Raw genomic sequence first — 15,188 nt, forward strand, 5'->3', positions numbered from 1 at the left:
CATGACCAACATACCGTTTTTTTCCTTTTTGCTTACCTTATCCCTTTCATTTTCTGGCTGGGCGCAGGGAGATTTTCCGGAAAAACCCAATCCACCCCGTCTGGTAAATGATTTCTCTGAGACCCTTTCTGCACAGGAGATCAGACAGCTCGAAAACAAACTGGTTGCGTATGACGACAGCACCTCCACTCAGGTCAGCGTTGTTTTGATCAACTCCGTTGGGCCCTATGCGATCAGCGATTATGCCTTTCAACTGGGAGACAACTGGGGGATTGGAAGAAAGGACAAGGACAACGGCATCCTTATCCTCGCCGCGATGAAAGACCGCAAGGTGTTTATCGCGACGGGATACGGCATGGAAGGTGCCGTTCCCGATGCCTTGGCCAAGCGGATTGTCGAGCAGCTCATCGTGCCCAATTTCCGATCAGGGAATTATTTTGCCGGCCTGGATCAGGCCACGGATACGATCATTCAACTTGCGTCGGGAGAATACGATGCAGCGCAATTGTCTGAAACGGACCGACCAACTCCCGTGTTTCCCCTGGTACTGCTTTTTATGGGTGGCCTGCTGATTTTGACGCTGATTAAAAACCGACGGGATAATAACAATCACATGGGCGGAAAACGTGGAGGCGTGGACATCTTCACTACGCTGTTGCTCGCCAACATGCTTGGCGGCGGCCGGGGAAAATTCGGTGATTTTTCCTCCGGCCGGGGAAGCTTCGGTGGGGGAGGAGGAGGTTTCGGTGGCTTCGGTGGCGGCAGCTTTGGTGGCGGAGGAGCCGGTGGAAGCTGGTAAGGCGTTAGCGACCAAGGCGACGCCTACTCTTTTGAACAAAAGATCCGAACTACACCCTCCCTAACCGGTCCAGCAAGAACCAACACCTATCGAACGGTTGATCGCTTTCGAACCGCTAACTTTATGCGTCATTCGTTGGTGTTTGGCAGCATAGTCGAGGTTTTTCGATTAATTGCCGGAGAGCGGGTACAAATTCTTGCGTTTTGATTGAAGCAAAAATAGAACGGTAAATGGCTTTTTTTTTCATATAGCCTAAATTAATCGCTTGCTACTACATAAATCAACCAAGCGAGTGTCGAAATCAGGACCTTACGTTGGTGATTCATACCGGCGAAAACGGTTTGGCTATGCTAGCGAACCCTTAGTAACGCCTTCGGGAAATACCCCGGCAGACGCGCTATTGGCTAAACGAAATAAAATACGAACGTGCTAAATCGGCTACTGCCAAAAACAATCTTTCCGATCTGCTTGCCCTTGCTGGTTATTGTTGGCTTTATCCCTGAATCCGAAAGTTGCACCCGGGGGTGTAAAGAGGCCCAAACAATACGGTGCTAACCGGGAGTACAGGGGAATAGGGCGCAGTGGAGAAGTGGGGAAAAATCCCATCGAATGGGCATCCAAATACGGTAGCCTGGGGGTAAGCTCCTGGGATATTTCCACCACGATGCTTTCTATCAGATCATGACCAACGATTCTCCCTACGAGCAGCAGCTCGCGATCAGCAAGTACTGGGAAAACATCCCGAGAAAGACCTTTTTTACCCGGCTCAGTGATTTCCTTCGATTGTTTTGTACGGGCATCTTTTTTTCTCAGTTCCATCGCAAAGACATACAACATGCGAGGGGCCTTGGCCAGCGTATTTAGCCTTATCCGAGACGTATCTGTTCCATACGGATTCGAAATCGAAGGCTACCCCATTTTGTCTACCACCCGTTTGCGCATGGTGGCCGACCAGAAAAACCTGGTGTACCATTTCGAAGTGGCCCTGAGGCCGAATGCCTTTTGGGTGGATTTGAAGAAGATCGATTTCAGCGGAAAAGCAGCCATACCAAAACCGGATCTATCCAACCAACAGACGTATTCGGGGGAAACCTCCGGTTACTGTAAGGAATCAGCGCCTTTTCGGTTTATTGGGTTCTAAGGCGGCTGGTGTTATAGAGGGGTAGGCACAGCGTTACTGTTTGGCTTGAAAATCTGTTTTTGAAAATCAAAAAATAGATTGGTGAAATGTTTTTTTGAAAAAAGTAGATCTTTCCTTGGTAGGATTTATCTTTTTCGGCGTATTACACGTTGGGTACAAGTGATTGTGCGGCCATTTTTGCCAGGTGCCTCCTTCGTTGTGCCGGTAATCGGTTAATTGACAGAAGACCAACATAAAACATCAGTCCATGAAAAACTATGTACCCATTTGGCTGCTTGCCGTATTTATCTGGGGCCTTGTTTCCTGCTCAACTCGGGAGAACCAAACCCTGGATCTTTCCAAGGCCGTGATTTTGGTTTCGCCACAGATTGCCGGCTCGATGCAGGAAACGGTGTCAACCATTTTGGTAGAAGAGATCGAAAAACGAAGCACTATCCCTCTTGAACTGGGCAACGGTTGGGAATCCGATACCCGAATTGCCCTCGCGCTGGCTACCGATACGGTGCTCTTTAGAAAGACCGTTCCTTCACGAGCGGGATCCGACGCTCCGGAACAACAAGATGAAGGCTACAGGATCTTTCATGAATTTGACGAGGCAGGGAATACGCTCTGGGTGATCGGTGCGGATACCCGGGGAATTTTGTATGGCATTGGCAAACTGCTGCGAACGGCCGACCTGAGCGAGGGTAAGGTCGCACTCAGCAGGAACATCGATTTTTCCGAATCCCCGCAGTATGCCCTTCGCGGGCATCAGTTTGGGTACCGGAACACGGCCAATTCCTGGGATGCCTGGACGGTAGAGCAGTTTGATCAGCATTTTCGGGAGCAGGTGCTCTTTGGGGCCAATTCCTTTGAAAACATTCCTTTCCAGGAAGTGGGTTCCAGCCCACATTTTAAAGTGAATCCGCAGCAAATGGAGTTGGAACTCAGCCGAATCTGTGAAAAATACGACGCCGATTATTGGGTTTGGACCCCGGCTCCCCGAGACCTGAGTGCGCCCGGAGCCCCTCAGGAGGGGCTTCAGAAACAGGAAGACTTTTATGCGCGTGTTCCCCGATTGAATGCAGTATTTGTTCCAGGAGGCGATCCCGGGGATAACCATCCTTCCGAGCTAATACCCTATCTGGAGGATCTGTCGGCGGTGTTGCACCAATACCATCCGGATGCGGGTATCTGGGTTTCCCTGCAGGGATTCAACGAAGAAAAGGTGCGGTATTTTTTTGACTACCTGCAGACCAATAATCCGGATTGGCTGGCGGGGGTGGTGAACGGGCCCAGTAGTCCGCCGGTTGCCCTGGAACGAGAACTCCTGCCGGAGAAATACCTCCACCGGTTTTACCCCGATATTACCCATACCGTTCGCTGCCATTATCCGGTTGAAAACTGGGATCAGGCCTATGCGCTGACCCTGGGCAGGGAACCCTGCAACCCGCAGCCGGAAATGTATACGCGCTTGTTTAACCGGGACAGCCCCCATACCGATGGGTTTATCACGTATTCCGATGGTACGCATGACGATGTAAATAAAGCCGTATGGAGCCAATTGGGTTGGGATCCCGGAAAAGATCCGGAAACCATTGTGCGGGAATATACCCGGTTTTTCTTTGGTGCGGAGCTGGCGGAAAAAGCCGCTCTGGGGATTTTCGCGCTGGAAGACAATTGGGACGGACCCATTTTGGAGAATCCAGACATAGAAAAAACGCTGGCCCTTTGGAAAAAATTGGAGGCAGAAAACCCCGAACTGGCCGGAAATTGGCGCTGGCAGCAATTGCTGATGCGGGCCCATTACGATGGATACATCAAAAAACGCCTGGCTTTTGAAAAAAAGCTGGAAACCGAGGCCTACGCCATTCTGGCCAAAGCCGACTCCATCGGGGCCGATCAAGCGATAGAGCAGGCTTTGCAACGCCTGCAAAAAGTGGAAACCGAGCCGGTGTCTCAGGACCTTAAGGAAAAAGTATTTGCTTACGGAGAAATGCTTTTCCAGAGCGTGGGGGCCCAGACCAGTGTGGAAAAATACGGTGCCAGTGGTGCCGAGCGGGGTGCCATTCTGGATTTTATCGATTACCCGCTCAACAACCGCTGGTGGTTGGAAGACGAGTTTGAAAAGGTACGTTCGCTGGGATCCGAGGCCAAAAAACTCGCCCGGTTGGACTTTATCCAAACCTACGAGTACCCGGGAGAAGGAAGCTTTTACGACAACATCTCCAGCGCCGATGCCAAACACGTGACGTCCAAAACCGATGATGCCATCGACTTCTTGTGGGAAAACAACGGGATCAACCGTAAGCGGCTGTCCACGCAGTTGTTCCAGTTTACGCCCACCTTGTCCTACGATGAGCTGGACCCGAATTCCGATTACCTCATTCGGGTTTCGGGCTATGGGGAAGCCCTCCTGCGGGCCAATGGACAACGGCTTACACCTACCAAATATGAGAAGGGATACGAGGAATTCAAGGAATTTCCGCTTCCCAAGGAATTGATCTCGGATGGCAAATTGGAAATCAGTTTCGATAAGCCCGACGAAGAGCACCTGAACTGGCGTCAGCAATCGCGGGTAACGGATGTTTGGGTCATCAAACAATAACGGGTAGGGCAAAGGCTGGCTGACCTACCATGATTCAAGCAATGAACGGAAAGGTAGGTATTCCCTAGACAAAGGCAAACCAGGTTATCGACTAGCGGCAGAAAAGGCCGAAAGTCGCGAATTGGCGTGTATTTCTTTCCGCCCGGGGCCAGAAAATTGCCGATTCCAGTGGTTTTTTGATCCCGAATCCTTATTTTGAGTTTGGAATTGAAATCACCGAGAGATGTAGGATTTGTACCTACGTTATGCTACCTCCCGGAGATCGCTTGATACGGACACGCCTTCAACCAACGCCATTCCTACGATGCCCTTAAACCAAACGGAACGTCAAATTTTACGCAAACACCTGATCGAATCGCTAAGTGGTGAAAAAGCACACATGACTTTCGATAGGGCCGTGACCGACTTTCCGCTGGAGACCATCAACAATAAAGTGCCGGGCATTCCCCATTCTCCCTGGTTCCTAGTAGAACACATGCGAAGGGCGCAGCGGGATATCATCGAATTTATTAACAACCCCAACTACCGGGAAATGAACTGGCCGGAGGACTATTGGCCAACAGCCGAAGCGGACACGTATACCTGGAAACAATCTATAGAAGGTTTTTTTGCCGACCGAAAGGAACTGATCCGGCTGGTAGAAGATGATTCGATTGATCTGTTTGCCCCCATTGCGCATGCTCCGGATTACACGATATTCCGGGAAATTATCCTCATGGCCAATCACCACTCCTACCATACCGGTCAATTGCTTTACCTCAAAAGGGCGCTGGAAGGATAGGCAGTAAAAGCCTGGTTCATAGATCTATAAATATCGGATTGCCCGATGGATAAGCCAACCCGCCATTTCCGAGCCAACCGCAATTTTTTGCAAGCCCTGCAACCGGGGTCAATATTTTTTAGTACCTTAGAATATTCGGTTTGCCCTCAGTTTTGGTTAGGCGATAGTTGGTAGGAAATCCGGGGTAGCTGCTAAAAATCAACTATTGGTTCGGGGCTAATCGAAGTCCGGTAAAATTAAAGCGATGCAATACGAGGCAGAAACCGTTGGTCACTACCTGGAACAGTTGGAATCAGACTGGAGAAAGGAGCTATTGGAGGAAATTGCTTGTTCGGCTGGTGTTTTTTTGCCCTGACCTAGAAAACTTTCGATGCTGTTCGCATTATAATCCCAAGTTTTTAATGTAAACTCTGAAACCGATTCAGATGGCAGTGTAGGATTCGTATGACTGAAACGATACCTAATAAAATCGTTTTTCAAGGATTTACCAGGGATAAGATCGGCCGACCGAAATGGTACCCGAGGCTGTCTAGTTGACAGCCTTTTTCCATTTCCATTTTGGGAGTTTGATTCCTTTAGAAAACCCTATGCTGCATAGTCGGTTGGTGTTTGGTATCCAAGCGCCTGAAGTGGTCTTTGCCGCAAAGGATTTTAAATTTTTTGTAGGTTTCGCTTCACTTCGTGGATCGATCATTAGATTCTCATTGAATAAAGGGTTTCCATAAATCTCAGGGGAAAGATCACAATATATAGAAAGCGTTAATGGCAAAAAGAATTCGACCCCTTTGGGGTCGTGGTTTAATATCTATTCATTGATGCTATAAACATTTGATCCCTCCGGAATCATGTGGGTAACGAAGCTCTTCAATATTAACGAAAAATATAATTATTAAAGTACCGATTAGGGGGTGTCCATACGGAATACTACCTAATATTTAATTATAAGCTTAGAGCAATAATATGCATATAGCAACGATCCTAAAGGGAAAATGGCTGACCTCGGAGAGGTCGCATGTTTATAGCGCGAAGCGATAGGAATAACCCACGACCCCGTCGGGGTCGTATTTTTCGGAATCAAAATGGTTTTGGAACCTCCTTCAAATTTCGGCCAAAAAGTGTTCGGCATATCAGAATATTGTTTGCTTTTTGGTTATGTCTTAGGCCATTGGGTATATGGCTGGGAATTCTGACAGGTTGTAAATGTAGTTTTTGTATTGAATTTTACCATACCGGTCTGAAACGGACGTAGGCTCTGCTGGGGAGCAATCTACGAAAAAGATAACCCGACCAAGAACAAACTGATCCAAAGCGTGTGGGATGCCACTTTAGCTTTTTAACAACAGCAGGGAATGAATACTCAGGATTGGGAAATGCCTACTTTATTAAACGAAAGCCAAAGGTCTTCCAAGGTGATGTCATAAAATAAGCGACAAGATTCCAAATCTTTCCAATCTATTCAGTTCACCTTCCATTATGTTCAATTCACTTTGATTGGCAGTTCATCCCTATCCACTTTCCCCTATTTTTGATCATGTAAAAGAGAAATACAATTGAATTTAACTTTCAATCACTTTAAAATTAAAATCTATGAAATCCTTAAAAATCTTGTCCTTTTTCTTTGCCCTTTTTTTACTGGGCACCAACACTAGCTTTGCGCAATCACAAGAAACGAAGCTGACCGATGAACAGAAAGAACAACTGGCTCAAAACCTGGAAGAATTCCAGGAGATTTTAAACCTTTCGGAAACGCAAAAATCTGAATTTGAATCCATTACAAAGAAATATGTAGGTCAGATGATGGCCGTTAGAGATGGTGGAGGAAGTAGGTATTCGAAGTACAAAAAGGTACAGTCTATCAGCAGGAATAGAAATGCCGAAATGAAAAAATTGCTTTCCAAAGAACAGTATGAGACCTACCTAGAAAAGCAGAAAGAGATGCAGAAGAAGATGAAAGAAAAACGAGGTTAAATCTTAAAATAAAGCTTTATAAAGATGAAAAACAAAAAGGTCCTAATTTATAGTGCATCAAGCATTCTGGCAATACTTATCATTTTTGTCCTTGCATTGCCTTCTATTCTGAAATCCTTTGGTTTGCATCCGGATTTTGAAAGCAGCAAGCAATACGACATGACAGGAAAACGAGCCTTGATCGTTTGTACAAGTCATGAAGTACTCAACAAACCCGGTGAAACAACAGGAGACCCAACAGGGGTTTTTGGTTCAGAAATGACCATCCCTTATTACGATTTCCTTGATGCCAACATGGAGGTAGATGTAGCCAGCATTGAGGGAGGAGAAATACCGATCGACCCACAATCCTTTTATTATTTCATAAAAGATGACGCCGATAAAAGGTATTTGAAAGATGGGGTCTTTCAGGCCAAAGTACAAAACTCCATTCCGCTGAGAGCTGTCGACTTTACAGAATACGATGTGGTGTTCTTTGCCGGAGGTTGGGGAGCTGCCTACGATATGGCTCAATCAGAATTATTAGCCGATATGGTTTCTGATGGTTATTATAATTCAGATGTAATCTTCGGCAGTGTTTGCCACGGCGCTTTGGCATTTGTAGAAGCCAGGGACAGTACGGGAGCATATTTGATAAAGGGAAAAACGATGACTGGGGTTACGCAAAAACAATTGGACGAATTGGGCATCGAATTTACCCCGAAACACCCGGAGGCAGAGTTGAAGAAAGCCGGAGCCAATTTTCAAGCCAACACGAAAAGAAGGGACTTTTTCGCTACCCTAACGGTCGTGGATGAAGAAAAGCGCTTTGTCACCGGACAGAATCAAAACTCAGGACATGAAACGGCCCAATTGATTATGAAAGTATTATCTGAAAATCAGTTATGAAGATAAGAGCTTTATGCAGGTATGTATGCCTATTTTTTAGTCTTTTTGGGTTCAATGAATCCGGTTTCACTCAGCATGATACGACTCAACGTCTCCCCAACATTGTAGTATTATTGGTTGATGACTTGGGTTTCATGGATTTTGGGATCTATGGTGGAGAAGCACGCACCCCTACGATTGACGGATTGGCCAGGAAGGGGATGATGTTCACCAATATGCATGCCTCGCCGGCATGTGCCCCTTCCCGGGCGATGCTGATGACAGGGACCGATAGCCATTTAGCCGGTGTAGCCAATTTACCGGAAATGCTTCCAGAAGCATATCAGAATAAACCCGGATATGCAGGGGTATTGAACAATCGGGTGCAAACCATTGCTACTCGATTAAAGGAAGTAAACTACAACACGTATGCGGCGGGAAAATGGCATTTGGGGCACGATGAACATACTCTCCCGACCAAGCGAGGATTTGACCGCTCTTTTATTTTGGGAGCTTCGGGTGCCAATAATTATGAGGCTCAGGGCTATTTGCCCATGAAACCTACAGCCCAGTGGTATGCTGATGGAGCGGAGGTCGACCTTCCCGATGATTTTTATTCCTCAAAAACCTACATCGACAAAACCATATCCTTTCATCAAGAAGAAAAAAATAAAGACAAACCCTTCTTTGCTTACATCGCCTTTCAGGCCATTCACGCTCCCATACAGGCTCCTAAGGAATTCGTCGAACCGTATAGGACTACCTATTCAGCAGGATGGGATAAGCTACGCCTAAGCCGCTTTGAAAAGGCTAAGGAATTGGGGTTTATTTCCCCCAATGCAGAGTTAAATGACATCTTTCCTCAGTTCCAAAAATGGGGGGAACTCGGCGTAGAAGATCAGGAAATGTATACAACAGATATGGCTGTCACAGCGGGTATGATTGAAGCGATGGATTTCCACATAGGGCGCTATGTTGATTATTTAGAGCAAGAAGGGCTGATGGACAATACGATCTTCATCATTACTTCTGATAATGGTCCAGAAGGGACAGCGTACCACAGTACAGTCATGAAATGGGCTTTGAGGCAGGGTTACCATCGTAATTTTGACAAGTTCGGTGACAAAGGATACTATGGAGCCACGGGACCTGAATTTGCCCATGCCATGGCCTCTCCCTTTTCTTATTTTAAATATTACGCCGGCGAAGGTGGGGTACGGGTTCCCTTTATTATGAGTGGGAATAGTATTCCTCAAGGGATCCAATCTAACTCCTTCTGTTTTTTTACGGATATCGCGCCAACTCTTTATGATTTAGTAGGGCTTTCTCCTACCGCCAACGAAGGTTATGCACCCATTACCGGCAAGAGTATGCTTGCGCATATTACCGATCCCACACAGCCCATATATGGAGAGGATGAAGGGGTAGGCTTAGAATCTGGCAACAGTTCTGCCTATTTTCTAGATGGATATAAGATCGTAAAGAATAATATTCCCCTCGGGGATAATACCTGGCATATGCACCACCTGCCGACCGATCCGGGGGAGACAAAAGATCTGGCTCTTGTTCAGCCTGTTCTTTTTCAAAAGATGCTTTCCAAATACCAAGATTATGCTTCTGCAGTGGGCGTGATCGACATGCCGGAAGGCTATTCTGCTGAAATGGAGGTCACCAAAAAATCGGTTGTCGCTATCCGTAAATCAGCTTCACCATTCTTACTGGTTATAATAATTTGCATTGCCCTATTTATTATTTGGCGTAAAAGGCGAAAACAGATAAAAGGCAAGTCAGAATGGATGAGCAAGAAATAAAAATGGTCAAAGGAATGATTTAATTATACGGCCATTTCTCAAAGAAGTCAGAGCGCGATATGGTGGAACTATATATATGGTCAATGAAGGGGCTTTTATCAGCTTGACAGTTAAATCGAATCAAAATCTAATTAAAGAACTATTGAAATAACACGTATGGAGAACAAAGCCATTTATATAAAAGCGGTGCTAGTTGTTTTTGGAATGCTTATACTGAGCAGGATTCCCACATTGGTTTCCGGGAATGTGGACAGAGTCACTTTGGTATCTACTGCAGTGGAGTCCCTGTTTTTTGTGTGGGGCATTGTGCTAATTGTGAAGAAAAAATAGCACTGTTTTATATATGATCCTTTGTTAACGCCACATACATCACACTGTCGATATCTTTGTTTAAAAAATAAAAAACATAAGCAATGGAACTTCTACTTATATTCCACATCGTGTTCTCTCCCGAGGTAATGAATGCCCAGGCATCATTGGATGGCATCTGGAACATGGGACAAGACAATACCACAATTGAAATAACAGAAGACAATGTCTATGAAGGTAGAATTGCTTCTTCTGATAATACCAATGCTAAGATAGGAAATATAATTCCAAAGGATGTCAAATCAGTTGGTGGGAAATGGAAGGGAAAAATGTATAGTCCCAAAAGAAATGAATGGTATGATGCGGTTATTGCCCTAGAGGAAAAACAACTGCTGCTTACAGTCGGTTCAGGGTTTAAGAGCAAAACGTTGAAGTGGACAAAGGAGTGATTGTGAAAAAAGGTTATTAAACATTCGTATGCGGACAGTCCATTTTACGTCTAAGTGTTTTTATTTAATTTCATTGCTGCTATTCAGCTTCAATATGTATGCTCAGGATTTTGAGTTTATAAAAATTCAATCTGCATATTATCCTAAGCAGACTATTGAGGAGACTGCGATAGATGGTGAGATTGGTTTTTTTGAATGGGGGGTACAGGTTGCTATACCTCAGCCCATTAAAAGAAACAGAAAGACGGTCCTTATTCATCGAATTGAATATGGCAATCTTAGGGTCATTACCGAAGCTAACCCAACCCTTGGCGGTAGGGTAAAAGCCGAAAGATACTATCACAGCATTTCCTATAACCTCGGGCTTTTCCAATCCTTGAATCCAAATTGGCGATTGGTAGTCAACTTTGCCCCAACTCTTGCTTCGGATCTTGAAGAAACCCTAAGCGGGGATGATTTGCTGTACCAAGCAAATGCCCTATTGATAAATACCAAAAATGAAAATTTCAAATATGGGCTTGGGTTGGCCTATACCACACTTATTGGTCGTCAACTGCTCATCCCAACGGGTTTTATAAAGTACGATACAAGAAAGCTTGAATTGGATCTTGTTTTGCCAAGTAAATATAGTTTGATGTTTAAGACACATAGCAATTTGTTTACCTACGGTCTGAGGGCTGGCTTAAATGGTGGGGTGTTTAATAATACAACCGAGATTCAGACTGTCAGTAGCTCAATCGACGAAGTGGGTTACAGCCGCCTAGTAGTTGGTCCTGCGATTTCCTGGAAGTTAAAAAATGCTATAAATATAACTCTGCAAGGCGGTATGGCAGTTGGAAGAAGATTGGAATTGGTCGATATTGATGGTGAAATAATTGACAGGACGCCACAAGCAGCACCTTACTTTGCAGTGGGGCTCTCTTTCACTCCAAAATATAAGAACTTTGAGGAAGGGCAAAATAATTAAACGAAGCAAGCACTAAAAACATGGAAAAACCAATATCGCTAGGTCCTCTAAAATTCATTAGTATAATTTTAACGGTGGTGTTTTTTTTTGAGGCCAACGGACAACAAACCTTTAAGGTGGGCATTGTATCGGATGGTGCCAAACAAGGTGAACATTTATTTGAAGGGGTAATAAAAGCAGAGATAAGTGCTTTGCTTTCCTCCAGATACGATTTGAGTTTTACAGAAGTTTATACCAATGGAAATTTAATAGAGATCAACGATGAAATCGGAGCTATTTATGCCAAAAAGCAAGTGGACGTCTTGGTTGGAGTAGGTGTTTTATCAAGCAAAATCATCTCCAATCAAAGGGTCTTTCCAATACCAAGCATTGCATCCATCCAACTTTTCAACGAGGATAGTACAAATCTGCTATTGCCAAATGCTAGGAGTGGTATTTTTAATTACACCTACATAAAATCCCCTTTCGATATTGTGGCAGGGATTAATACCCTGAAAGAAATTTGTCGCTGTTCAAAACTGGCGATTCTGACCCATTTCAACCTTTCAACCCTTGGTTTTAGTGGAGAAGATATCCAAATTCCGGCTGATACGGAAATAGAATGGATTAGTCTTGAAACTGTTTTAGAAAATACCGTTGCCAAAATTCCGGAGGATGTAGGTGGCGTTTATATCCTGTCTCCATTGACTACCTATTCTTCCAAAGAAATTGAAGAATTTTTTGCTCAATTAATAGAAAGAAAGTTGCCTTCCTTTTCTATGTTGGATGTCCCGATGCTGCAGCAAGGCGCCTATGCGGCTTTTGCGGTAAGCGATAACATCAATAAGATACCGCGAAGAATTGCGATCAATATTGAGAAGATTGCAGGCGGTGAAAATCCGAAGGATTTACCAGTCAATATGGAATCTTTTAGCAACCAACTAGTGATCAATATGGAGACGGTCAATAAGACAGCTAAATATCCAAATTGGACCCTTTTGGATAATGCATTATTGGTCAATATCAATAGACCGAACACGCCACGAATACTCACTTTGAAAGGGGCTATCGCAGAAGGCATCGAAAATAACTTGGGATACCAAATTGAAGCCAAACAAACCCAGATTAACGCTAAAGATGTGAGTTTGGCGAAAAGCAATTATTTACCTCAACTAAATGTGGAATCAACAGGCTTTTCCCTAGATGAAAATACCGTAAATAGTTCCTTTGGCACGTTGGGAAGTTTTAATTGGACAGCAGGCGCTTCCTTCTCACAGCTGATTTTTTCAGAGCCAGCAATGGCTAATATTGCCATTCAAAAACTACTGTTTGAAAGTCAACGACAGGCTCAAAAGCAATCAGAACTGGATGTCATCCTAGAGGTCGCTCAACGCTACTTCACGTATATGCAAGCATCAGCAGTTTTTGATTTACAAAACAATAACATTAGGGCGGTTAATCAAAATCTGGCCATTGCTAAGAATAAGGAAAAAGTGGGCTACAGTGGATCGAGTGATGTGTACAGGTGGCAAACGGAGTTAGATCTGGCAAAAACGGAACTGTATGCAACTAATGCGCAGTTAAAAGCAGCCGGATATCAGTTGAATGAGACCTTAAACCGTCCAATTGGTGACGTGTTCTCCGTTGAGTCATCAGAAAATATCAGTCAATATATAGAAGAGGTAACGCCAGTTTTTTTAACCCTCATTCAAGACCAGGCAAGTTTTAATCAGTTTGTTGATTTTTTGGTGAATGAAGCGCAACAGAATCTTCCGGAATTACAACAAATCCAATTGGCCATTGCCGCTCAAGAGCGTTTACTGAAATCCAATAGACGTTCCTTTTACATGCCAACCCTGGCCTTAGGGGCCGGCTATGACTATCCTATCAAGACGGTAAATCCGGGCGATCCGCTTCCCCTTCCCGGAGTTGAAATAAATAATCTTCCGACTTGGAATGCCGGCGTCAATGTGTCGATACCATTGTTTGCAGGCGGTTCAAGAAAATATGAGAAGCAAAAAACGAAAGTGAGTTTGTACCAATTGAAAGATCAACAAAGTGATGTGAATAATCTGCTCGAATTACAGGTTCGGGCCAATATGGAACAGGTAAACGCCTCGTATAATAACATACGACTCACAAAGAGTGCCGCAGCCTCAGCGGAGAATAATATCGAAATAGTCCGGAATCTATATCAATCTGGGCAGGTAGATATTATTACTTTGGTGGATGCGCAGCATTCACTGTTGGGAGCACAGCTTAATGCAACCAATGCAGCTTACCAATTTATGCTCGATTTCTTTGCGTTGCAACGATCCATAGGCAACTATACCTTTTTGGCAACCGAAGCCCAAAGAGCAGAATTTCTTCAGCGCTTTCTCAATTTCAAAACTAACTAACTATGAAGCTACCTATCATACCGTTTTTTTTGATTGCCCTCATATCTTGTGGGGAAAAATCAGCAGAAACGGACCAACAGATTCGTTCCATCAAATATGGAAAAGTTGAGCTTCCTTCAGGGGTGAAAACATATACCTTCTCAGGAGTGGCAAAAGCGCAAAATGAAACCAATCTCAGTTTTAAGGTAGCGGGTACCTTGTCCTCCGTTGCCGTTAAATTAGGTGACAGGGTAAGAAAAGGGCAACTTATCGCCTCGATTGACCCGGCGGATTATTCTATTCAATCCAATCAGGCGGTTTCGCAAAAAGAAGGGGCTGTGGCCAATGCGAAAGCGGCTGAAGCCCAGCTCATCAGTGCGAAATCAACCTACGATAGAGTAGCCCAACTCTATGAAAATAACAGTGTGGCTCTTAGTGAATACCAACAGGCAAAGGCGGCCCTTGATGCGGCACAAGCACAATACGATGCCGCAAGTTCGCAAGTTAAAACAACAGACCAACAATTAATGGCTGCTGGCAATCAGATGAGTTATACCCGTTTGTCGTCTCCAATAGATGGAGTCATTACAGCGATAGAGGTGCAGGCTAATGAGGTAGTGAATGCCGGCATGTTGATTGCCAAGGTGAGTTCGCTTGGCCGTCCGGAAGTTGAAGTAAACGTTCCAGAAGTTGTTATCAATAAGCTTACGATGGGACAGCAAGCAACCGTAAAATTCCCTTCGTTGCCTGCGCAATTATTTGAGGCAGAGGTGGTAGAAATCGCATTCGCCTCAGAAAAATCAACCACCTATCCGGTTAAACTCAAAATGATTAGCCCAGTAGATGAAATAAGACCGGGCATGGTAAGCGAAGTTAATTTTAGGGTGGGTACGGATAAGGAGGCCACAAGAAATGAAGTTGTAGCTCCTTTAAAAGCCATTGCTAGTGGAACAGAAGGTAATTATGCATTCAAGCTGATTCCAGATAATGAAGAAGGGATTTATATAGCTAGGAAGGTTGCAATAGACTTAGGTGCCATTACCGAGGATGGGTATATCATCAAAAAGGGACTTAAGGAGGGTGATCTTGTTGCTGTTGCCGGGCTTAGAGCGCTATTCGATGGGAAAAAAGTGAAACTCTTGGAAAAATAAC

The 15,188-nt window shown here is 44.7% G+C and carries 11 protein-coding genes; all 11 read left to right on the forward strand.

Translation table 11 applies throughout. The annotated features are described in order from the left end of the window. Position 1 precedes the first annotated feature (1 nt). Positions 2-799, forward strand: a complete 798-nt coding sequence (locus tag BMW71_RS01490) for a TPM domain-containing protein (protein WP_092168474.1) — start codon at positions 2-4, stop codon at positions 797-799. 769 nt (positions 800-1,568) lie between these two features. After that, positions 1,569-1,940: a linear amide C-N hydrolase gene (locus tag BMW71_RS01495; RefSeq protein ID WP_177179550.1), complete on the forward strand. Its 372-nt coding sequence runs from the start codon at positions 1,569-1,571 to the stop codon at positions 1,938-1,940. Positions 1,941-2,187: 247 nt separating this feature from the next. Beyond that, on the forward strand, positions 2,188-4,527 hold the full coding sequence (locus BMW71_RS01500; RefSeq protein WP_092168477.1) for a hypothetical protein: 2,340 nt from the start codon (positions 2,188-2,190) through the stop codon (positions 4,525-4,527). A gap of 304 nt (positions 4,528-4,831) precedes the next feature. Further along, the gene (locus tag BMW71_RS01505; protein WP_143057523.1) at positions 4,832-5,308 is read left to right on the forward strand and encodes a DinB family protein; all 477 of its coding nucleotides are present in this window, start codon (positions 4,832-4,834) and stop codon (positions 5,306-5,308) included. Positions 5,309-6,913: 1,605 nt separating this feature from the next. Then, positions 6,914-7,276, forward strand: coding sequence for a hypothetical protein (locus BMW71_RS01510; protein WP_143057524.1), 363 nt, complete (start codon positions 6,914-6,916; stop codon positions 7,274-7,276). A 24-nt stretch (positions 7,277-7,300) separates the two neighbouring features. Next, positions 7,301-8,164 (forward strand): type 1 glutamine amidotransferase domain-containing protein, encoded by an 864-nt coding sequence (locus tag BMW71_RS01515; RefSeq protein WP_092168485.1) that lies wholly within the window; start codon positions 7,301-7,303, stop codon positions 8,162-8,164. Then, positions 8,161-9,954, forward strand: coding sequence for an arylsulfatase (locus tag BMW71_RS01520; RefSeq protein WP_092168488.1), 1,794 nt, complete (start codon positions 8,161-8,163; stop codon positions 9,952-9,954). The genes BMW71_RS01515 and BMW71_RS01520 overlap by 4 nt, the downstream gene beginning before the upstream one ends. Before the next feature lie 413 nt (positions 9,955-10,367). Further along, positions 10,368-10,712, forward strand: coding sequence for a DUF2147 domain-containing protein (locus BMW71_RS01525; protein WP_092168491.1), 345 nt, complete (start codon positions 10,368-10,370; stop codon positions 10,710-10,712). Between the two features lie 94 nt (positions 10,713-10,806). Continuing rightward, entirely contained in the window at positions 10,807-11,679 is an 873-nt protein-coding gene (locus BMW71_RS01530) for a DUF6268 family outer membrane beta-barrel protein (RefSeq protein ID WP_092168494.1), read from the forward strand. A gap of 20 nt (positions 11,680-11,699) precedes the next feature. Then, positions 11,700-14,057 (forward strand): TolC family protein, encoded by a 2,358-nt coding sequence (locus BMW71_RS01535; protein WP_092168497.1) that lies wholly within the window; start codon positions 11,700-11,702, stop codon positions 14,055-14,057. Between the two features lie 2 nt (positions 14,058-14,059). Further along, a complete protein-coding gene (locus BMW71_RS01540) occupies positions 14,060-15,187 on the forward strand; it encodes an efflux RND transporter periplasmic adaptor subunit (protein WP_092168500.1) in 1,128 nt (375 codons plus the stop codon). Position 15,188 lies beyond the last annotated feature (1 nt).

Source organism: Cyclobacterium xiamenense, from assembly GCF_900109255.1.
Classification (GTDB): domain Bacteria; phylum Bacteroidota; class Bacteroidia; order Cytophagales; family Cyclobacteriaceae; genus Cyclobacterium; species Cyclobacterium xiamenense.

Bases quoted from the DNA above. Each gene is read 5' to 3' on its own strand.
- BMW71_RS01490 (WP_092168474.1), top strand. From the start codon at position 2: ATGACCAACATACCGTTTTTTTCCTTTTTGCTTACCTTATCCCTTTCA.
- BMW71_RS01515 (WP_092168485.1), top strand. From the start codon at position 7,301: ATGAAAAACAAAAAGGTCCTAATTTATAGTGCATCAAGCATTCTGGCA.
- BMW71_RS01530 (WP_092168494.1), top strand. From the start codon at position 10,807: ATGTATGCTCAGGATTTTGAGTTTATAAAAATTCAATCTGCATATTAT.
- BMW71_RS01525 (WP_092168491.1), top strand. From the start codon at position 10,368: ATGGAACTTCTACTTATATTCCACATCGTGTTCTCTCCCGAGGTAATG.
- BMW71_RS01505 (WP_143057523.1), top strand. From the start codon at position 4,832: ATGCCCTTAAACCAAACGGAACGTCAAATTTTACGCAAACACCTGATC.
- BMW71_RS01540 (WP_092168500.1), top strand. From the start codon at position 14,060: ATGAAGCTACCTATCATACCGTTTTTTTTGATTGCCCTCATATCTTGT.
- BMW71_RS01500 (WP_092168477.1), top strand. From the start codon at position 2,188: ATGAAAAACTATGTACCCATTTGGCTGCTTGCCGTATTTATCTGGGGC.
- BMW71_RS01535 (WP_092168497.1), top strand. From the start codon at position 11,700: ATGGAAAAACCAATATCGCTAGGTCCTCTAAAATTCATTAGTATAATT.
- BMW71_RS01520 (WP_092168488.1), top strand. From the start codon at position 8,161: ATGAAGATAAGAGCTTTATGCAGGTATGTATGCCTATTTTTTAGTCTT.